At 69.1% G+C, this 19,335-nt stretch carries 18 protein-coding genes; 8 read left to right on the top strand and 10 right to left on the bottom strand.

All coding sequences use genetic code 11. From position 1 onward, the window contains the following. Window positions 1-40: 40 nt before the first annotated feature. The 4 genes from AB0I19_RS15840 to AB0I19_RS15855 are packed head-to-tail and all read right to left on the bottom strand — an operon-like array spanning window position 41 to window position 5,352. A complete protein-coding gene (locus AB0I19_RS15840; RefSeq protein WP_357149152.1) occupies window positions 41-1,009 on the bottom strand; it encodes a MaoC family dehydratase N-terminal domain-containing protein in 969 nt (322 codons plus the stop codon). 14 nt (window positions 1,010-1,023) lie between these two features. Further along, a complete protein-coding gene (locus AB0I19_RS15845; RefSeq protein WP_357149155.1) occupies window positions 1,024-2,187 on the bottom strand; it encodes an acyl-CoA dehydrogenase family protein in 1,164 nt (387 codons plus the stop codon). Next, window positions 2,172-3,236 carry an acyl-CoA dehydrogenase family protein gene (locus AB0I19_RS15850; protein ID WP_357149158.1) on the bottom strand — a complete coding sequence of 355 codons (1,065 nt, stop codon included), beginning with the start codon at window positions 3,234-3,236 and terminating at the stop codon, window positions 2,172-2,174. The genes AB0I19_RS15845 and AB0I19_RS15850 overlap by 16 nt, the downstream gene beginning before the upstream one ends. A gap of 16 nt (window positions 3,237-3,252) precedes the next feature. After that, entirely contained in the window at window positions 3,253-5,352 is a 2,100-nt protein-coding gene (locus AB0I19_RS15855) for an acyl-CoA dehydrogenase (RefSeq protein ID WP_357149161.1), read from the bottom strand. Between the two features lie 129 nt (window positions 5,353-5,481). Here AB0I19_RS15855 and kstR point away from each other — a divergent pair, with 129 nt between their 5' ends. The 7 genes from kstR to AB0I19_RS15890 all read left to right on the top strand — a co-directional run bounded on the left by kstR (window position 5,482) and on the right by AB0I19_RS15890 (window position 13,701). Further along, window positions 5,482-6,096, top strand: a complete 615-nt coding sequence (kstR, locus tag AB0I19_RS15860; RefSeq protein WP_067495630.1) for a cholesterol catabolism transcriptional regulator KstR — start codon at window positions 5,482-5,484, stop codon at window positions 6,094-6,096. A 175-nt stretch (window positions 6,097-6,271) separates the two neighbouring features. Further along, window positions 6,272-8,857 carry a trehalose-phosphatase gene (gene otsB / locus AB0I19_RS15865; protein ID WP_357149165.1) on the top strand — a complete coding sequence of 862 codons (2,586 nt, stop codon included), beginning with the start codon at window positions 6,272-6,274 and terminating at the stop codon, window positions 8,855-8,857. A gap of 180 nt (window positions 8,858-9,037) precedes the next feature. Beyond that, window positions 9,038-9,922, top strand: a complete 885-nt coding sequence (locus AB0I19_RS15870) for a zinc ABC transporter substrate-binding protein (RefSeq protein WP_357149168.1) — start codon at window positions 9,038-9,040, stop codon at window positions 9,920-9,922. 129 nt (window positions 9,923-10,051) lie between these two features. Further along, complete coding sequence (locus AB0I19_RS15875) at window positions 10,052-10,804, top strand: metal ABC transporter ATP-binding protein (RefSeq protein WP_357149397.1); 753 nt, start codon at window positions 10,052-10,054, stop codon at window positions 10,802-10,804. Then, the gene (locus AB0I19_RS15880) at window positions 10,804-11,670 is read left to right on the top strand and encodes a metal ABC transporter permease (protein ID WP_084457235.1); all 867 of its coding nucleotides are present in this window, start codon (window positions 10,804-10,806) and stop codon (window positions 11,668-11,670) included. The genes AB0I19_RS15875 and AB0I19_RS15880 overlap by 1 nt, the downstream gene beginning before the upstream one ends. Window positions 11,671-11,710: 40 nt before the next feature. After that, window positions 11,711-12,883 carry an acyl-CoA dehydrogenase family protein gene (locus tag AB0I19_RS15885; RefSeq protein WP_357149171.1) on the top strand — a complete coding sequence of 391 codons (1,173 nt, stop codon included), beginning with the start codon at window positions 11,711-11,713 and terminating at the stop codon, window positions 12,881-12,883. A gap of 14 nt (window positions 12,884-12,897) precedes the next feature. Then, window positions 12,898-13,701 carry an enoyl-CoA hydratase-related protein gene (locus tag AB0I19_RS15890; RefSeq protein WP_067640613.1) on the top strand — a complete coding sequence of 268 codons (804 nt, stop codon included), beginning with the start codon at window positions 12,898-12,900 and terminating at the stop codon, window positions 13,699-13,701. 1 nt (window position 13,702) lies between these two features. On the opposite strand, the gene AB0I19_RS15895 is transcribed toward AB0I19_RS15890, so the two are convergent. From AB0I19_RS15895 to carD, 6 genes are all read right to left on the bottom strand, one after another. After that, the gene (locus AB0I19_RS15895) at window positions 13,703-13,981 is read right to left on the bottom strand and encodes a hypothetical protein (protein WP_067495645.1); all 279 of its coding nucleotides are present in this window, start codon (window positions 13,979-13,981) and stop codon (window positions 13,703-13,705) included. A gap of 82 nt (window positions 13,982-14,063) precedes the next feature. After that, a complete protein-coding gene (gene rlmB / locus AB0I19_RS15900; RefSeq protein WP_067495648.1) occupies window positions 14,064-15,047 on the bottom strand; it encodes a 23S rRNA (guanosine(2251)-2'-O)-methyltransferase RlmB in 984 nt (327 codons plus the stop codon). Beyond that, window positions 15,047-16,450, bottom strand: a complete 1,404-nt coding sequence (gene cysS / locus AB0I19_RS15905) for a cysteine--tRNA ligase (RefSeq protein ID WP_067495651.1) — start codon at window positions 16,448-16,450, stop codon at window positions 15,047-15,049. The genes rlmB and cysS overlap by 1 nt, the downstream gene beginning before the upstream one ends. A 105-nt stretch (window positions 16,451-16,555) precedes the next feature. Further along, the gene (gene ispF / locus AB0I19_RS15910; RefSeq protein WP_181700831.1) at window positions 16,556-17,026 is read right to left on the bottom strand and encodes a 2-C-methyl-D-erythritol 2,4-cyclodiphosphate synthase; all 471 of its coding nucleotides are present in this window, start codon (window positions 17,024-17,026) and stop codon (window positions 16,556-16,558) included. Beyond that, complete coding sequence (ispD, locus tag AB0I19_RS15915) at window positions 17,023-17,763, bottom strand: 2-C-methyl-D-erythritol 4-phosphate cytidylyltransferase (RefSeq protein WP_357149176.1); 741 nt, start codon at window positions 17,761-17,763, stop codon at window positions 17,023-17,025. The genes ispF and ispD overlap by 4 nt, the downstream gene beginning before the upstream one ends. A gap of 1 nt (window position 17,764) precedes the next feature. Next, the gene (carD, locus tag AB0I19_RS15920) at window positions 17,765-18,253 is read right to left on the bottom strand and encodes an RNA polymerase-binding transcription factor CarD (RefSeq protein WP_019044685.1); all 489 of its coding nucleotides are present in this window, start codon (window positions 18,251-18,253) and stop codon (window positions 17,765-17,767) included. Between the two features lie 352 nt (window positions 18,254-18,605). On the opposite strand from carD, the gene AB0I19_RS15925 reads away from it, so the two are divergent. Further along, a complete protein-coding gene (locus AB0I19_RS15925; RefSeq protein ID WP_245655392.1) occupies window positions 18,606-19,307 on the top strand; it encodes a hypothetical protein in 702 nt (233 codons plus the stop codon). Window positions 19,308-19,335: the final 28 nt, after the last annotated feature.

Below are 19,335 nucleotides of genomic sequence, written 5' to 3' on the forward strand. Positions count from 1 at the left end.
TTCCGCGATGGCTGGGCGGATCAAGCGCGAGGTGCCGCGCTCACCGCTCGGCCTGCCAATACGGCAGCACGGTGCCGTCGGCCAGCTTTTCGAAGGCCACGCGCACCGGCAGGTCGATGGCGACCTCGGCCGGGTCGATGCCGCGCAGTTCACCGAGCATCCGCACACCCTCGTCGAGTTCGACCAGCGCGACCACGAACGGCAACTCCCGGCCGGGCACCTTCGGCGCGTGATGCACGACGAAGCTGAACACCGTGCCGGTGCCCGCCGCGACGACGTAATCGGTCGGCTCGGCCTTGTCCTGCCACAGCGCCGGAATCGGCGGGTGCCGCAGCGTGCCGTCGGGCAGACGCTGGATGCGCAGTTCACCGGCTTGCGTTCCGGCCCAGAAGAACTCGGTGTCGCGGGAGATCACCGGGCCCACCCGCTCGGCGGGCGCGACCTCGACCGTGTCCGTCGAGGTGGCGGCGGCATCGGCGGGCGAGTGGGCGGCCGGTGCGTATTTCAGGATCCGGAACAGCATCTCGGTGACCACCTCGTCACCGACCGTCCAGGTGGTGGTGAAGGTGAGGAACCAGCCGTCGCCGAGCCCGGTTCGCTTGGGCCCCTTGAACTCCGAGAGACGGCTGGTGACCGTCACCTCCTCGCCCGGACGCAGGTACCGGTGGTAGGTCTGCTCGCAGTTGGTGCCGACGACGGAGGTGCAGCCCGCCGCGTCGAGCAGTTCGTTGACGCGGCCGATGGGATCGTCGGCGGCGCGCTCGCCGTGCAGGCCGGTCATCGTCCAGACCTGCGCCATGGCGGGCGGGGCGACGATGCCGGGGTGACCGGCGGCCTTGGCGGCGGCCTCGTCGACATAGATCGGGTTGGTGTCGCCGATGGCCTCCACCCAGTTGTGGATCATCGGCTGGTTCACCGGGTCGCGGCCGACGCGGGGAGCGCTCTCCCCCGCCGCGACCAGCGCGGTCAGGCCCGCCTGGATATCCTCGGGCACAGCAGTTTCCGGCACACGCCGCTCCTGGTTCATCGGGGCACGCGCGGCAGTTCCAGGCCGGCCGAGGCCACCAGTTCGCGCATGATCTCGTTGACGCCGCCACCGAAGGTGACGACGAGGTTCTGTTTGGTCCGCCGGTCGAGCCAGGCCAGCAGCTCGGCCGTGTCGGGATCGGCGGGGTCGCCGTAGCGGCCGACGACCTCCTCCACCAGCCGACCGGCTTCCTGCAACGCCTCGGTGGAGAACACCTTGGTCGCCGAGGCATCGGCGATGACGGTGTTCTGCGCGGCGGCGGGGTCGGCGGCGGCGACCTGCCAGTTCAGCAATTCGTTGAGCCGCACCATGGTCCGCACCCGGGCGAGCGCGCGGCGCACATCCGGACTGGTCAGCAGCTCGCGCGCCGCCGACCAGTCACGCAGGCGGTCGTAGAGCTGTTCGATCTTGCCCGACGGGCCGAGGCTCACCCGCTCGTGGTTGAGCTGGGTGGTGATCAGCCGCCAGCCCCGGTTCTCCTCGCCGACCAGCATGTCGGCGGGCACCCGCACGTCGTCGAAGTAGGTGGCGTTGGTGTGGTGGGCGCCGTCGCAGGTGATGATCGGCGTCCACGAATAGCCGGGATCCTTGGTGTCGACGATGAGGATCGTGATGCCGCGGTGGCGGGATTCGACCGTGCCGGTGCGGCAGGCCAGCCACACGTAGTCGGCCTCGTGGGCGCCGGTGGTGAAGATCTTCTGCCCGTTGACGATCCAGTCGCCGTCGCTGTCACGTACCGCGGTGGTGCGCAGTGCGGCCAGGTCGGTGCCCGCCGAGGGCTCGGAGTAGCCGATGGCGAAATGGATGTCGCCGGAGAGGATTCCGGGCAGGAACTTCTTCTTCTGCGCATCGGTGCCGTACTTCTGCAGCGTCGGGCCGACGGTCAGCAAGGTCACCAGCGGCAACGGCACATCGGCGCGCACCGCCTCGTTGAAGAAGATCTGCTGTTCCATCGGGCCGAAACCCTGCCCGCCGAACTCCTTCGGCCAGCCGACACCGAGCCAGCCGTCGCGGCCCATCCGGCGAACCACCTCGCGGTAGGCGTCGCCGTGCCGATTGATCGCCATCTCGGCGTGTTCTTCGGGCGTGACGAGATCGGCGAAATAGGAACGCAATTCCTCGCGCAACCGCCGCTGCTCGGCGGTCAGATCGATGAACATCTGGCTCCCAGGAGGTCGAGCCGCAGATCCGCGCCGCCGAGCAGCCGCGCGAGATCCTTGGCCTGTGAGTAATACCGGTGCATCGGGTGGGTGATGTCGACACCGAGCCCCCCGTGCAGGTGATGGCACTGCTGCATGGCGCGCGGCACCTCGGCTGCCGCCCAGTACGCGAGCACGGCGAGGTCTTCGTCGATGCGGTCCTGATGCTCGGATGAGGCGTCGTTCTGTGCCAGCGCCCAACACGCCGACTCGGCGGCCACGTGCAGGGTGCGCGACACCACGTACAGGTCGGCGATCTGCTGGGCGACCGCCTGGAACTCCGCCAGCGGCCTGCCGAACTGCTCCCTGGTCCGCACGTGTTCGGCGGTCAGGGTGACAGCGCCCTTGAGCAGTCCGTCGGCCACCGCGCCGAGGCAGGCGACGGCATAGCGGTGCAGGCCGGGCAGCGCGTCGGGCAGGAGCTGCTCGGCGGGGATCTCCACGTCGTCGAGGACGAGCGAGGCCTCGGGGACGCCCGCCGAACCGGTCACCGGGATCACCTCGAGGCCGGGGGCGACCCCGTCGATCAGGGCGACTCCGGCATCGGTCGGCACCAGAATCCAGCGCGCCTGTTCGGCGTAGAGCACGCCGGTCTTGCGGCCCGTGACGCGCACGGTGTCACCGTCGCGCACGGCCTTGGTCGTCGGCGCGGTGGTGAACGGCGCGCCCGGTTCGTTGAGCGCGGCCGTGAGCACGGTGCCCTTGCCGATCTCGGCGAGCACACGTTCGCCCAGGCGATCGGGCAGCACGGGCAGCAGCGGAAGCACACCGAACCCGAAGGTCGGCAGTGCGGGGACCGCCGCCGCATCGGTGGCCAGTTCCATCAGCAGGGCCGCCACCTCGGGCAAGCCCATTCCGTCACCGCCGAACCGCTCGGGTACGGGGACCGCGAGCAGGCCCGAATCGATGAGACTCGGCCACAATTCCATGTCGCGGGCGGGCTCACGTTCGAGCAGGCTCACGACAACCTCGGCTACGGCATCGGCACTTTCGTCGCGGGTGAAATCCACGGCGTCCTCCTTCGAGCTAACTGTCCGCATCGCGCGGCATACCGAGAATCCGTTCGGCCGCCACGGTCAACAGGATCTGCTCGGTACCGCCCGCGATGGAGAGACAGCGTGTGAGCAAGAATTCTTTCAGAACGTCGCTATCCAGGGAACCTTCCCGGCCGGAAAGTTCCAGTGCATATTCCGCGAGCTCCTGCCGGTACCGGACACCGACGAGTTTGCGGACGGCCGCCTGGGCGCCCGCATCGGCTCCGGCCACGGTGGCCGCCGCGATCCGCTGATCCAGCAAAGTTCCAGCAATCGAGGTGGTGATCAGGGCGCCGAAATGATCCTCGCGCAGTTCTGTTCCCCATCCACCTGGCGGGAAACCGGCGAGCAGCGCTTCCAGCGCACCACCGATCCCGCCACCACCCATGGCGACCCGCTCGGCCGACAGGGTGGCGCGGGCGATCTTCCAGCCGTTGTTCAGCGCGCCGACCAGGCAGTTGTCGGGCACGAACACGTCGTCGAGGAACACCTCGCTGAACTTCTCCTCGCCGGTGATCTGCACCAGCGGGCGCACCTGCACGCCCGCGGCGCGCATGTCGACGAGGAAATAGCTGATACCGCGGTGCTTGGGCGCGGACGGATCGGTGCGGGCCAGGCAGATGCCCCAGTTCGCGGTGGATCCGAGCGAGGTCCACACCTTCTGACCGCGCAGCACCCAGCCGCCCTCGACCCGCTCGGCGGAAGTACGAAGGGCGGCCAGGTCGGACCCGGCGCCCGGCTCACTGAACAGCTGGCACCAGATCACCTCGCCGTGCAGGGTCGGCCAGACGAAGCGCTCGATCTGCTCCTCGGTGCCGAAGCGAAGCAGTGTCGGCACGGCCCAACCGGCGACCGCCAGGTCCGGGGTTTCCACCTCGGCACGGCGCAGCTGTTCGGCGATCTGTAGGCAGGTCATCGGATCCGCGCCTCGCCCATAGGGTTTCGGCCAGTGCGGCATGATCAGGCCCGCGTCCGCCAGTGCGCGCGGGCGTTCGGCCACCGGGAGCGCGGCGATGGTGGCGATCTCGGCCGACAACGCGGTGTCGCCCTCGGCGCCACCGAGGACGCGCTCGGCGCCGGTGGTCCTGCGCTGCCCGTCGCGGGTGAGTTCGGCGACCCGGGCCCGCCAGCGCGCCGACCCGCCGAGCAACTGCCGCAGCGAACTTGCCCGGCGCAGGTAGAAGTGCGCGTCGTGTTCCCAGGTGAAGCCGATGCCGCCGAGCACCTGGATGGCGTCCTTGGCGGTGTCGACGGCCGCGTCGAGCGCGCAGGCCGCGGCGACAGCGGCCGCGATCGGCAGCTCTTCGCCACCGGCGTCGAAGGCGTCGGCGGCATCGGCGGCGACCGCGCGGATCAGTTCGGTGCGGCACAGCATCCAGGCGCACAGGTGCTTGATCGCCTGGAAGCTGCCGATCGGCTTGCCGAACTGCTCACGCACCTTGGCGTAGTCGACGGCCGTGCGCAGGCACCAGCCGGCCAGCCCGGCCAGTTCGGCGGCCGCGAGGGTGACGAACAGATCGGTGACGTCGAACGACGGCGCGAAACCCCGTGCCGCGGTGGCACTCTCGGCGGTCACCCGGGCGAGCGGCACCGTCGGATCACCGCCGGACAGCGGCGTGATCGTCGCGTCGGTGAGCACGAACCAGCGGATGCCGTCGGCGGTCTCGGCAGGCACGAGCACCTGCGTGTCCGCATCGGCTCCGTAGACGAATTCCCAAGTGCCGCCGACCTTCCAGCCCTCGGCATCCGAACCCGTCGCCGCACCCGACGCCGCATCGGGCAGCGCGACACCACAGGGCGTCCCGTCGGCCGCGCCGGTGACCAGGCCCGCCAGCGCGGTGGCGAGCACCGGACCGTTCACCAGGTCGTCGGCCGTCTGTTCCAGCAGCACGGCGAGGTCGGCGACGGTGCCGCCGAGTCCGCCGTGATCGTCGTCGAGCGCTACCTGGAACAACCCGAACTCGGCAAGTGCGGGCCAGCACTCGCGCCAGCTACCGCCCGCCCGCATTGTTGCAATCGGCGCCGCCGAGCTCGCCCAGCTCCGCAGGGAGGCCGCGGCGGCTTTATGCTCGTCAGTGGTGGCGATGGTCACAAGAAAAACCGCCCTTCCGGCGTGGCTCCCACTCCTAGAACATGTTCTAATATCCGGGGCGGGTGTAAGTCAAGAGACCTTCACCGGCAACCATGTTCTCCTGCCGTACTCAGCGAAAGGGTTTCCACGATGGACAGTCCCGCACCAACGCCCACCGTGACAACGCTGTCCGAAGAGGAGCTGAGTTCCACCGCGCAGCGTGAACGCCGCAAGCGCATCCTCGACGCCACCCTCGCGCTCGCCTCCAAGGGCGGCTACGACGCGGTGCAGATGCGCGCGGTCGCCGAACGCGCCGACGTGGCCGTCGGCACCCTCTACCGCTACTTCCCCTCCAAGGTCCACCTGCTGGTGTCCGCTCTGGCAAGGGAATTCGAGCAGTTCGAGAGCAAGCGCAAGCCGCTGGCGGGCGACGGCCCGTCCGAGCGCATGCACGGCCTGCTCACCCAGATCACCCGGATGATGCAGCGCGACCCGCTGCTCACCGAAGCCATGACGCGCGCGTTCATGTTCGCCGACGCCTCCGCCGCCGCCGAAGTGGACCGCGTGGGCAAGGTGATGGACCGGGTGTTCGCCCGCGCCATCGCCGACGGCGAACCGACCGAGCGTCAGCTCGCCATCGCCCGCGTGATCTCCGATGTGTGGCTGTCGAATCTGGTGGCGTGGCTCACCAGGCGCGCCTCTGCGACCGACGTCACCGAGCGCCTCGAGCTCACCGTCGACCTGTTGCTGGGCGATCGCGGATAACCCCTGCTTACCCGTCGGTACGGCCGGACGAGGACCGACGGGATTAGCCGCGAGGTCGCGGACTACCCGGACGACACTCGTGCGCACAACCCGCCGCGCCGCTCGCGCGCGAGAATTGACCCAGTATTGTTTTTGGCGCCCCCTGATCCACTCCTCCCATCACTAGGTTGGATGCGTGAGCGCACAGGAACTGCCCTTGGATGTCCGCCGTGCACTGGCGTCGGTCGCACGAGTGCCACGGCTATTGGTCGCCTCGGACTACGACGGGACAATCGCCCCGATCGTGTCCGACCCGTCGAAAGCGTTTCCCCAACGGGAATCGGTGAGTGCGCTACGCGCGCTCGCGGGGCTGACCAATACGACGGCAGCGGTGATCTCCGGCCGAGCCCTGCGTGACCTCGCCGCGCTGTCGCGGCTCCCCGTCGAGGTACAACTGATCGGTAGTCACGGCTCCGAGTTCGATGTCGGCTTCGTGCACGCCATCGACAACGACGCCAAGCAACTGCTCTCCGAGATCCACGCCGCCTTCGCCGAGATCGCCGCCGACAACCCCGGCGTCACCGTGGAGATGAAACCGGCCAGCGCCGCACTGCACGTGCGCAACGCCAGCCCCGAAATCGGCAGGCGCGCACTGAATGCCGCGCGCCAGGGCCCGGCGTGCTGGGTGGGTGTGCAGGTCACCGAGGGCAAGGCGGTGATCGAACTCGCGGTGATCCCCACCGACAAGGGCACCGCGCTCGACACCATCCGGCACCAGGAAAGTGCCTCGGCCGCTGTGTTCTTCGGCGACGACGTCACCGACGAGAAGGCCTTCCGGGTGCTGTCGGGTCCCGACGTCGGCATCAAGGTCGGCGAGGGCGAGAGTCTGGCCAAGCTGCGCGTCGACTCCACCGAGGACGTGGCGCGCGCGCTGGCCTTCCTCGTCGAGGAGCGGCGTACCTGGCTCGCCGGTGCCAGCGCACCGCGTATCGAGCGGCTGAGCATGCTCGCCAGCCCGCGCTCGGTCGCCCTGCTCACCCCCGATGCCACCGTCACCTGGTTCTGCCACCCCGAACCCGATTCGGCTGCGGTGTTCGCGCACCTGCTCGGCGGGTCGGCGGCCGGTCACTTCTCGGTGGCACCGGAGCGTCCGAGCCTGCCGCTGTCGCAGCGCTATGTCGACGGCACCATGACCGTCGAAACCCGCTGGGCCAGTTTGCAAGTGGCCGACTACCTGCCCCACGACGTGACCCCCAACCGCACCGACCTGACCCGCGTCATCACCGGTACCGCCAAGGCCGTCGTGCACTTCGCGCCGCGGCCGGAGTTCGGGCAGGTGCCGGTGCGAATCGAGGCCGTGCACAACGGGCTTCGGGTGAGCGGCACCAATGATCCGATGGTGCTCCGCTCCCCCGGCGTGCAGTGGGAGATCACCTCCGACGGCATCAGCGAGCAGGCGCGCGCCGTGGTCGACCCGGCCGTGGCGCCGATCGTCCTCGAATTGCGCTGCGGTACGGCCGATCTCGCGCCGTCGATGACGCCGGAGTCGCAGCGTCGTCAGCTGGCCGAGCGGTACTGGACCGAGTGGGCGAGCGGCCTGCAGCTGCCGCCGCTCAAGCCCGATCTGATGAAGCGTTCGGCGCTGACCCTGCGCGGGCTCGTACACCGCCCGTCCGGATCGATCCTCGCCGCCGCGACCACCTCGCTGCCCGAGGACATCGGCGGCGTGCGCAACTGGGACTACCGCTACTGCTGGCTGCGCGACGCCTCGCTCACCGCGCAGGCACTGGTGACGCTCGGCTCGCTCACCGAGGCCGAGGAATTCCTGGACTGGGTGCACAAGGTGCTCGCCACCCTGCCCGGCCCGGAGCGGCTGCACCCGCTGTACACGATCTACGGCGAAACACTGCCGCCCGAGGCCGTCATCGACCTGCTGCCCGGATACGCCGGTTCGCGGCCGGTGCGCGTGGGCAACGCGGCCAATATGCAGGTGCAGCTCGATGTGTTCGGCCCGATCGTCGACCTCATCACCACCCTGGCGCAGGAACGGGAACGCCAGGGCGCCACCGACGCGGCCGAGGCACTGCCCGACGCCGACTGGGAACTGGTGCACGCCATGGTCTCCGCGGTGCAGCGGCGCTGGACCGAACCCGACCACGGCATCTGGGAGATCCGCGGCAACCCGCGGCACCACGTGTACTCGAAGGTGATGGGCTGGCTCACCGTCGACCGCGCGCTCACCCTCGCTCAGCGTTTCGATCGCGCCATCGATCCCGAATGGGTGACCCTGCGCGACACGATCGCCGAGGAGGTGAAGGCCAAGGGCTGGAACGAGGAGGTGCAGTCCTACACCGCTGCCTACGACGGCACCGATCTGGACGCGGCCACCCTGCACATCGGCCTCAGCGGCCTGATCGACCCCGCCGACCCGCGTTTCGCGGCGACGGTCGTGGCCACCGAGGCCGAATTGCGCAGCGGCGCGACGGTTTACCGCTACCACCACGACGACGGGCTGCCCGGCGGTGAAGGCGGTTTCCACCTGTGCGCCGCCTGGCTGGTCGAGGCGTACCTGCTGATCGGCCGCCGTTCCGACGCCGAGGCGTTGTTCACGCAGCTCGTCGCCGCGGCCGGCCCGACCGGTCTGCTCAGCGAGGAGTACGACCCCGTCGCCGAGCGCTCCCTCGGCAATCACCCGCAGGCCTACAGCCACCTCGGCCTGCTGCGCTGCGCCCAGTTGCTGAGCCAGCAGTCGCGCCTGCCGGTCTCGTCGGGCCAGATGTAAGCGCGGGAAGTTCCGGCACGCGGCCGGCGTTCTCCATGCGGGGAACGCCGGCCGTTGTCGGTAGGCGGCCTGGTTCACGGGCCAGCATCGTTCCTGCTAATCTAAAACGGTAACGATTTCCATTATGATCTGACGCACAACCATGTGTAGTCGGGTCGTGGTTTGCCCCAGGAGTCCCGCGTGAACAGTCGAATCGCCCGTGCGTGTGCCGGTCTCACGGCGGGAGTGGCGGTCGCCGCCGTCCTGACGGCCTGCGGCGGTGGCTCCGAGGAATCCGGCACCCCATCGATCGTGGCATCCACCGATGTGTGGGGCTCGGTCGCCGGCGCGGTCGCCGGACCGGACGCCCAGGTCAGCGCCATCATCACCGATCCGGCCGCCGACCCGCATTCGTTCGAGACCTCGGCGAGCGATACCGCGAAGGTCAGCGATGCCGAGCTGGTGGTGTTCAACGGCGGCCACTACGACGAGTTCATCGAGCAAGCCATCTCCGGTAAGGACAAGCGGACCGTCGAGGCGTTCGAGGAGCGCACCGACAAGAGCGACGAGAACGAGCACGTCTGGTACGACGTCACCACCGTCGCCGCCGTCGCCGACCGCATCGCCGCCGAACTCGGCGAGATCGACGCGCCGCACAAGGACGCCTACACCGAGCGTGCCGTCGCCTTCAAGAACCAGCTGATGGGCATCAGCACCATCACCGGCGCCATCGCGGCGCAGACGCCGAACGCGGCCGTCGCCCAGTCCGAGCCGCTGGCGCACTACCTGCTGCTGGCCGCCAAGGCACAGGACAAGACTCCGCACGAGTTCCAGGAAGCGATCGAGCAGGAGACCGACCCGTCCCCGGCCGCCGTCGCCGCCACCCGCGACCTCATCACCGGCAAGCAGGTCAAGGCCCTGATCTACAACACCCAGACCCAGGACAAGGTCACCCAGGACCTGCGCGCGGCCGCGCAGGCTGCCGGTGTGACGGTGGTCGAGGTGACCGAGACGCTGCCCGAGGGCGTCGACTACGTGCAGTGGCAGACGGCCAATGCCAAGGCGCTGGCCGCGGCTCTGCGCTGACGCTCGAACCCGATCGAGGACCTCATGACCGACGCAACCGCACTGTCGGCGCCCGGCACGACCGGCGCGTCTGCCGCAGGCGTGGCAGACGCGCAAGCGGATCCGGCGATCCGGTTGCGCTCGGCCACGATGTCGTTCGGCGAACGCACTCTGTGGAGCGACCTCGATCTCGAGGTTTCGCCCGGTGAGTTCATCGCGGTGCTCGGCCCGAACGGTTCCGGTAAGACCTCGCTGTTACGAGTCCTGCTCGGCACGCTCGGGCTCACCGCGGGCAGCGCGGAGATCGCCGGGCGGCGAGCCGGGGTGGGCAATCCCGGTATCGGGTACATCCCGCAGCAGAAGACGATCGATGCCGGGGTGCTGTTGCGCGGCGTGGATCTGGTCGGGCTCGGCGTGGACGGACACCGCTGGGGGCTCGGGTGGCGCAAACGCCGGGAGCGGGTCGAGCAGGTCGAGGCCGCCATCGCCGCGGTCGGCGCGCAGAAGTTCGCGCATGCCCCGCTCGAATCGCTGTCGGGTGGCGAACAGCAGCGGTTGCGGGTGGCCCAGGCGCTCGTCGGTGATCCCTCGGTACTGCTGTGCGACGAACCCCTGCTCAGCCTCGACCTGGCCAACCAGCGCCTCGTGGCCGAACTGATCGACAAGCGCCGCCGCGAACACGACACCGCCGTGCTGTTCGTGACCCATGAGCTCAATCCGATCCTGCCGCTGGTCGACCGGGTGCTGTACCTGGTCGACGGCGAGTTCCGGATCGGCACACCCGACGAGGTGATGACCTCGCAGACCCTCTCGGAGCTCTACGGGACCGAGGTGGAGGTACTGCGGGTGCGCGGGCGGCTCGTGGTCGTCGGCACCGGTGACGATATGGACGCCCTGGCCTGATGGACAAGCTCACCAAAGTTCTCCAGTCGATGTTCGACATCGGCACCACCGCGAACCTGCTCGGCTACGACTTCGTGCAGCAGGCGCTGCTCGCCGCCGCCCTGCTCGGCCTGCTCGCCGGGCTGATCGGGCCGCTCATCGTGGCCAGGCAGATGTCGTTCGCGGTGCACGGGACGAGTGAACTGTCGCTCACCGGTGCGGCGGCGGCGCTGCTCGTCGGCGTCGGTGTCGGGTTCGGTGCCATCGCCGGTTCGGTGGTCGCGGCCGTGTTGTTCGGCTGGTTGGGTTCGCGTGCGCGCGAACGTGATTCGGTGATCGCGGTGGTGCTCTCGTTCGGACTCGGTCTGTCGGTGCTGTTCCTGTGGCTGTCCCCCGACCGCGCCGGATCGAAGTTCTCGCTGCTCACCGGGCAGGTCGCCAGTGTCGGCTACGACGGGCTCGCCCTGCTGCTCACCTGCACCGCCGCCGTGCTGGCCGTGCTCGCCGTGGTGTACCGGCCACTGCTGTTCGCCAGCGCCGACCCCGAGGTCGCGGTGGCGCGCGGGGTGCCGGTGCGTGCGCTGTCGGTGGTGTTCGCGGTGCTGCTGGGCATCACCGCCGCGTTCGGCGTGCAGATCGTCGGCGCGCTGCTGGTACTCGCCCTGCTCATCACCCCGGCCGCCGCGGCCGCACAGGTGACGTCGAGCCCCCTGCGCGCCACCGTCCTCTCGGTGATCTTCGCCGAGGTCGCCGCCGTCGGCGGGCTGCTGCTGTCGCTGGCACCCGGCGTGCCGGTGTCGACCTTCGTCACCGGCATCTCGTTCACCATCTACCTGGTGTGCCGCGTCGTCGGACACCGGCAGCGCAAGCTCGCGCCCGTGCGCTGAAACCGCCACGGGCCGCGCGCGGCAGCGCGATGATTCATCCATGATCGATTTCTCGGTGCCGGAGGATCTGGCCGCCCTGCGCGATCGGGTGCGCGCGTTCGTCGTCGACCGGATCGTGCCGTTCGAACGCGATCCGCGGCTCACCGCGCACGGGCCGACCGACGGGTTGCGAGCCGAATTGGTCGAGCTGGCACGGGCCGAGAAGCTGCTCACCGTGCAGGCGCCCGTCGAGTACGGCGGGCTCGGGCTCAGCCACGTGGAGCAGGCGCTGGTGTACGAGGCGGCCGGGTGGTCGACGCTGGGGCCGGTCGCGATGAACTGTGCGGCGCCCGACGAGGGCAACATGTACCTGCTCGGCAAGATCGCCGACCTCGAACAGATCGACCAGCATCTGATGCCGATGATCCGCGGGGAACGGCGCTCGGTGTTCGCCATGACCGAACCGGGCGGGGCCGGCTCGGACCCCGGGCAACTCAGCACGCGGGCCGTGTTCGACGGCGAGAACTTCGTGATCGACGGGCAGAAGTGGCTCATCACAGGTGCCGACGGCGCCGCGACCTGGATCATCATGGCCGACCTGGCCGAGAACCCGCACCTGCCCGCCGGGCAGACACTGTTCCTCACCGAGGCCGACACGCCGGGCATCGTCATCGAGCGGATCATGAACACGATGGACCGCAACTACGTGGGCGGCCACGCGGTGGTCCGGTTCGAGAATCTGACGCTGCCGCCGAGCGCGGTGCTCGGCCGCACCGGCCAAGCCCTGCGCTACGCCCAGTTGCGCCTGGCCCCCGCCCGGCTCACCCACTGCATGCGCTGGCTCGGCGCCGCCGAACGCGCGCAGAGCATCGCGCTCGAGCACGCGCGCACCCGCACCGCCTTCGGCAAACCCATCGGTCAGCACGAGGGCGTGTCGTTCATGTTGGCGGACAACGAGATCGCGCTGCACCAGTGCCGGCTGACCATCTGGCACACCTGTTGGCTGATGGACCAGGGACAGCAGGCCAGGCACGAATCGTCGATGGCCAAGTCTTACGTGTCCGAAGAACTGTTCAAGGTCACCGACCGGTGTGTGCAGGTGCTCGGCGGGATCGGGATCAGCGACGAGACCGTGGTGGAAATGCTGTTCCGCGACATGCGCGCCTTCCGGCTCTACGACGGGCCGACCGAGGTCCACAAATACGCGATCGGCAGACATCTGGTCGGCCGCTAGTACCATTCGATCCCATGAGTTCGGAACTGCTGGTCGATGTCCGCGCGGGCGTCGCGGTGCTCACGCTCAACCGTCCTGCCCAGCGCAACGCCGTCACGGCGACCATGACGGCCGAACTCGGGGCGGCCCTTCGCCGCTGCGACACCGACGACGCCATCCGCGCCGTCGTCATCACCGGCACCCCACCCGCCTTCTGCGCCGGTGCCGACCTGTCGGCCGGTGCGGGCGGGGCGAGCGCGACGCTCGACCCGTCACCGTGGCAGGTGCGCAAACCGGTGATCGCCGCCGTGAACGGGCACGCCGTCGGCATCGGGCTCGCGCTCGCCTTGCAGTGCGATCTGCGCTATTTCGCCGACGACGCCGTGTACGGGCTGAGCCAGGTCCGGCGCGGTGTGCTCGCCGACGGTTACGCGCACTGGACCGTGCCACGCCTGGCCGGGCTCGCCAACGCCGCCGACATCATGCTGACCGGCCGCACCTTCGACGGTGACGAAGCCAAGTCGATGGGGTTGGCCAATGCCAGCCTGCCCGCCGCCGAGGTGCTGCCGACCGCTCTTGCCGTCGCCGAGGACATCGCTGGTGGCTCCGCGCCACTGCCCGTGGCCCTCACCAAGCGGCTCATCTGGGAAAGCCTCGGCATGACCCCCGCCGTGGTCGGGCAGCTCGAATCCGAGCTCAACGCGCACGTGGCCAAGAGCGTCGACGGCGGAGAGGCGATGGCGGCGTTCAAGGAACGTCGTCAGCCGAACTGGTCGGGCAGCGTCAACGACGAGTGGCCCGCCTGGGACGCCCCCGGCGAACGCCCGAGCCTCGACTAGCTCAGAAGTTCCCGTTGCAGGACCCGGCCAGGTACAGCAGCGCGAAACAGATCATCAGAATCGTGCCGATGATCCCGCCGATGTACCCGATCAGCACCTGGTGACGCCCACTGAGCCCACCGTAGGAAGCGTCGATCTCGTTGAGTGCCCGCTTCCCGAGCGTCCACGCGACCGGCCCGAAGATCCCGCAGCAGAACGGGCTGAGCAGCCCGAGCACGAGAATCATGTTCGCCTGCGGGTGCTCGACCGTCGGGCCGATCGGTTGATTAGGGATCGCCACACCCGAATTCTACGGTGTGCGACCACGATTCAGCGTCAGCAAACCACAACTAGGCTGCCGACGTGGCGTACAGCGGCCAAACTCAGCCCAGGCGGCGCTGCCGGGCGATATCGGCCAACACCACACCAGCGGCCACCGAAGCGTTCAACGACTCGACCGGCCCCGCCATCGGGATGCTCAGGATCGAGTCGCAGGTCTCGCGGACCAGGCGCGACAGGCCCTTGCCCTCGGAGCCGACGACCACCACCGTCGGCACACTGCCGTCGAAATCGTCGAGGGTCGTGTCACCGCCCGCGTCGAGGCCGACGATCTGAATGCCCTGCGCAGCCCAGTCCTTCAGCGTGCGGGTCAGGTTGGTCGCCCGGGCAACGGGCAGACGCGCTGCCGCACCCGCACTCGTCCGCCACGCCACCGCGGTGACGGCCGCGCTGCGACGCTGCGGGATCACCACACCCTGACCGCCGAACGCGGCGACCGAGCGGATGACCGCGCCGAGGTTGCGCGGGTCGGTGATGTTGTCGAGGGCGACGAGCAGTGCGGGCTCGGCGGTCGACTTCACCCGGTCCATCAGGTCGTCGGGGTGGGCGTACCGGTACGGCGGCACCTGCAGGGCCACGCCCTGGTGCAATCCGTTGGCGCTCAACCGGTCCAGGTCGGTGCGTGGCACCTCGAGGATGGAGATGCCGAGGTCGGCGGCGCGCTGCACGCTTTCGGTGAGGCGGTCGTCGTTCTCGGTGCCGACCGCCACGTAGAGCGCGGTCGCGGGCACATCGGCGCGCAGGCACTCGAGCACCGGGTTGCGGCCGAGCACCAGCTCGGGACCGTCGTCGGACTTGCGACCGGCGCGCGGCACACCGGACTTGCCGGTCGGACGGCCCTGTGCCGCTTTGGCTTTGGCCGCGGCGGCCGCGCGCTTGGCGGCGGGATGCTTGGTGCGTTCGACCGCGGGCGGGGTCGCGCCGCGCCCTTCGAGGCCGCGACGGCGCCTGCCGCCGGAACCGACGACAGCACCCTTCTTGGTGCCGCCCTTCCTGATCGCTCCGCGTCGCTGTGAATTGCCTGCCATCAGTTCGCCTTTCCGCTAGCTGCGCCCAGCGACCATTCCGGCCCCTGCGGGGTATCGGTGACTTCGATACCCGCCGCGATGAGCCGATCCCGTGCGGCATCGGCTTCTGCCCAGTTCTTGTCGGCCCGCGCGCTCGCCCGGCGATCCAGCTCCGAGCGGACCAGCACGTCGAGCGCGTCGAGCGCCGCCGAATTGTCGGCGGGGGTGTACCAGTGTTCGTCGAACGGGTCGACGCCGAGGATGCCGAGCATCGCCCGCACCTGCCCGGCCAGTTCGGCCGCCGTGTCGAGCGCACCCGATTCCATGGCGCGATTGCCCTCGTGCACCACGTGGTGGATCTCGGCGAGTGCCTTGGGAATCGCCAGATCGTCGTCGAGGGCGGCGGCGAAAGCGTCGGTCCATTTGCCGACCGGCACCGCACCGGCCCGATCGTGCACCCGCCGTACGAAAGCTTCGATGCGCTGATAGGAAGCGACCGCGTCGTCGAGTGCCTTGTCGGAGTATTCGAGCATCGAACGGTAATGCGCGCTGCCAAGATAGAAACGCAATTCCACCGGCCGCACCCGGGTGAGCACATTCGGCACCGAGAGAACATTGCCGAGCGACTTCGACATTTTCTCCCCGCCCATCGTCACCCAGCCGTTGTGCAGCCAGTAACGCGCGAAACCGTCGCCTGCCGCCTTCGACTGGGCGATCTCGTTCTCGTGGTGCGGGAAGATCAAATCCATTCCGCCGCAATGAATATCGAATTCGGGGCCGAGATAGAACTCGGCCATCGCGGAGCATTCCAGGTGCCAGCCGGGGCGACCGGGGCCCCACGGCGAAGGCCAGCTGGGCTCGCCGGGTTTGGCGGCCTTCCACAGGGTGAAATCGCGCGGGTCGCGTTTGCCGCGGGTGGGGGTTTCGCCCTGGTGCACGTCGTCGAGTTTGTGGCCGGAGAGTTCACCGTAATTCGGCCAGCTCACCACATCGAAGTACACATCGCCCTCGGCGGCGTAGGCGTGCCCCCGCTCGATCAGCCGCTCCATCAGGGCGACCATCTGGGTGATGTGCCCGGTGGCGCGCGGTTCGGCCGACGGCGGCAGCACACCGAGGGTTTCGTAGGCGGAATCGAACGCGCGCTCGTGCGTGGCCGCCCATTCCCACCACGGCCTGCCCGCCTCGGCGGCTTTGTTCAGGATCTTGTCGTCGATATCGGTGACATTGCGGATGAACCGCACGTCGTAGTCGTGTGCCAGCAGCCAGCGGCGCAGCACGTCGAAGGCGACGCCGCTGCGCACATGCCCGATATGGGGCTGACCCTGCACGGTGGCACCACACAGATACACCGAGGCACGGCCGGGGACCAGCGGGGTGAATTCCCGCATGGTCCGCGTGTCGGTGTCAAAAAGGCGCAAGGTCACGGCATTCGATCCTAGTCGGTGGGATGAGGGTGGGGTTGACCGGCCGGTTCGTGGCTCGCCGCGATTCCGGGCGGCGACGGTGGGGCGGTCGGGTGGGGTGGCCCGTCAGGGCTGCGAACACTCCAGCAGACAGGTCGCGATGGCGGCGACACCCTCACCGCGCCCGGTCAATCCGAGCCCGTCGGTGGTGGTTCCGGATACCGAAACCGGTGCGTCGAGTAATTCGCCGAGTACTTTTTGCGCTTCGGCGCGGCGCGGGCCGATCTTCGGGCGATTGCCGATGACCTGCACGGCGGCATTGACGACGGAGTAACCGTCGTCGGTGAGGAGTCTGCGGACTTCGGTGAGCATGGCGGCGCCGGTGACTCCGGCCCATTCGGGGCGGCCGACGCCGAAGACGGCGCCCACATCGCCCAGGCCGGCGGCGGAGAGCAGTGCGTCGCACAGGGCGTGCACAGCGACATCACCGTCGGAGTGGCCTGCGCAGCCGTCGGCGTCGGGAAACAGCAGACCGGCCATCCAGCAAGGACGACCGGGTTCGATGGGGTGTACGTCGCTCCCGATGCCGACTCTCATCCCGCGACCTCGGTCCGGACGGCAGCGTCACCGAGCTGCGCGGAGCCGCCGACCGCGAGGACGGCTTCGGCGAGGGTCAGGTCGAGTGGCGTGGTGATCTTGAAGGCCAGTGGGTCGCCTACGACGGTGTGCACGGCGACGCCGAGGCGTTCGACCAGGCCCGCGTCGTCGGTCGCGCCGACGTCGGTGGCGTAGGCGCGGCGCAACAACTCGGCGTCGAAGCCCTGGGGAGTCTGGATGGCGCGCAGGCGGGCGCGGTCGGGAGTGCCGGTGACAATGCCCGCGTCGTCGACCGATTTCACGGTGTCTACGACGGGCAGGGCGGGCACGACGGCCGGGCTGCCTGCCTGTAGTTGGGTGGCGACGCGCGCGATGAGCTCGGGCGGGGTGAGCGCGCGGGCGGCGTCGTGCACTAGGTAGTACCCGGCGTCGGGTGCGGCCGCGATGCCCGCGCGCACCGAATCCGTGCGCTCGGCGCCGCCGACGACGACCTGCACCGGCACAGGGGGCATCGAACCGCCGGTCAGCGAAGTGGTGGACAGCAAGGCGGACGCGGCGTCGACCAGTTCGGCGGGCACGACCACGACCACCCGGTGCACAGCACCGGACGCGATCAGCCCATCGACGGCCAGCCGGACCATAGGTGTACCGCCGACCGGGACGAACGCCTTCGGGGTGGGTTCACCCAGGCGCACGCCACGACCGGCGGCAGGAACCAGTGCTACGACAGGTCGCACACTACGAGGCCGCGGCGAGGACCTCGTCGAGCAGCGATTCGGCCTTGCCGTCGTCGGTGCCCTCGGCGAGCGCGAGCTCACCGACGAGGATCTGACGAGCCTTGGCCAGCATCCGCTTCTCACCGGCGGACAGGCCGCGATCCTGCTCACGACGCCACAGGTCGCGGACGACCTCGGCCACCTTGTTCACATCGCCGGAGGCGAGCTTCTCGAGGTTGGCCTTGTAACGGCGGGACCAGTTGGTCGGCTCCTCCGTGTGTGGCGCGCGTAGCACCTGGAAGACGCGGTCGAGACCTTCCTGGCCGACGACGTCGCGCACGCCGACGTATTCGGCGTTTTCTGCGGGAACGCGAACGGTCAGGTCGCCTTGCGCGACCTTCAGGACCAGATACTCTTTCTGCACACCCTTGATGGTGCGGGTCTCGATTGCTTCGATCAGCGCCGCTCCGTGGTGGGGGTAAACGACGGTGTCTCCGACCTTAAAAATCATGTGTCCCGTGCCCCTTTCGATGTTCACAGTTTAACATGCGACTCGGTAACGGCGCGATCAACTGTGCAGGTCAGGGCCACAACGAGGACATCCCAGGGGTTGACAATCAAGAATTGTTGTGCATTGTGTTGCGCCAGAACAGGTTAACCACCAGCACAACGACCGGTATTCGCACTTCGGCCGTCCGGCATCGACGTGGCAACCACGTCCGGGACACCGAACTGTTACTTCCGAACCCGCGCGTCGCGAGCCCCGACGCCACGCGCGCGAAGCGAACTACTACGCTGCCTAGTTACTACCCTCCGGTCCCCGTGTGGAACGGAGTGAGCCCGGTCGACATGGAGGACAAACCGTGACTGCCCTGAAAGCTGTGACCGCCCCGTCGGCGCGACGTCGCATGGTGACGGTTGCCGCGCTCGCCGCTGCCGCGGGCATCGCCCTGACCGGCTGCAGTGCCGGCCAGCACACCCAGACCTCGTCGCAGGCCGCCGCGATCAACGGCAACCACGCCGATGTCGGCGACATCTCCCTGCGCAACGTGCACATCGTGTACCCCGAGGCGGCGTCGGAGCACCAGAAGGGCGGCAAGGCCGTCCTCGCCCTGTCGATCATCAACGGCAGCGAGACCGTCACCGACGAGCTCACCAGCGTGAGCACCGACCTCGGCCCGATCAAGATCACCGGCCCGGCCGGCGGCAAGTTCGAGCTGCAGCCGCAGGAGACCGTGCTGGTCGGCCCGCCGAGCGTCACCGCCGCGGCCGAGACCGGCGATCACCACGGCACCACCACGGCCGCGCCCACCACCACCGCGGCGCCGACCACGGCGCCGGGTGGCGGTAACTCGAGCGCCAGCGATGCCGCCGCCGAGCAGGCAAGCATCGAGATCACCGGCCTGACGGAGAACATCACCCCTGGCCTGACCTACACGGTCACCTTCAACTTCAAGGATGCGGGCACCGTGCAGGTGGCCGTTCCGGTCGACGCCGCCACGTCCGAGCGTGTCGAGAACGAGAAGTCCGGCCCGGCGCCCGAAGGCGCGGGCGGCGGTCACTGAGACCAGCTGCCGAGAAAAGCCGTCGCGA

This window comes from Nocardia sp. NPDC050413 (assembly GCF_040655475.1).
Taxonomy (GTDB): Bacteria; Actinomycetota; Actinomycetes; order Mycobacteriales; family Mycobacteriaceae; genus Nocardia; species Nocardia coubleae.